Here is a 661-nt window from a genome sequence, read left to right as displayed (position 1 = left end):
CGGGCGCGGGCGCGGTCCCCGTCGGCGTCGCGGACGCGGCGGCGGGCATCGCGGACGCGGCGACGGGCGTCGGGGCGGCGTGCGGATCGGACGGCGTGGCACCGGATGCGCTCATGTCGGACCTCCTGCTCGGGTGTCCTCCCACGCTAGGGACGCCCCGTTTCCGGGTCGTTGCCCCCGTGTCACGCCGTGTGACGGGCGCCTCACGCCGACCCCGACCGGGCGAGAGGTGTTCGTTACGCCGCCGTCACGGCGACGGTCGGAGCCCGAAACACCGCGTCCCTAGCGTTGCCGACACGAGCCGCCCCGATCCGGGACGGCCGTCGATCCGCTGGACGCCGATCCGCTGGACGCCGATCCGCCCGAGCACCGACCGCGAGGAGACCGCATGACCATGACGGAGCTCACCGCCCCCGACGCCGCCGTGGCGTCGCCGGGCCCCTGGCTCGCCGTGTGCCGGCTCGACCAGCTGGAGCCGCTCTGGGGCGAGGCCGCGCTCGTCGGCGGCGACCAGGTCGCGCTCCTCCGCCTGCCGGACGGGAGCGTCCGGGCCGTCGGCCACGCGGACCCGGCGACGGGCGCCCACGTCATGGCGCGCGGGATCGTCGGCTCCCGCGGCGGCCGCACCACCCTCGCGTCGCCGCTGCACAAGGACGTGTTC

1 protein-coding gene is annotated in these 661 nt (G+C 77.0%); it reads left to right on the top strand.

Annotation, left to right across the window (positions count from 1 at the left end):
• Window positions 1–388: 388 nt before the first annotated feature.
• A partial coding sequence (locus tag Q6969_RS16155; RefSeq protein ID WP_396335569.1) for a nitrite reductase (NAD(P)H) small subunit occupies window positions 389–661 on the top strand: 273 nt, incomplete at its 3' end.

Source organism: Clavibacter sp. MX14-G9D (assembly GCF_032917815.1).
Classification (GTDB): domain Bacteria; phylum Actinomycetota; class Actinomycetes; order Actinomycetales; family Microbacteriaceae; genus Clavibacter; species Clavibacter michiganensis_K.
Note: the sequence above shows the minus strand (reverse complement) of the source record. Positions and strands in the feature narration are given on the sequence as shown.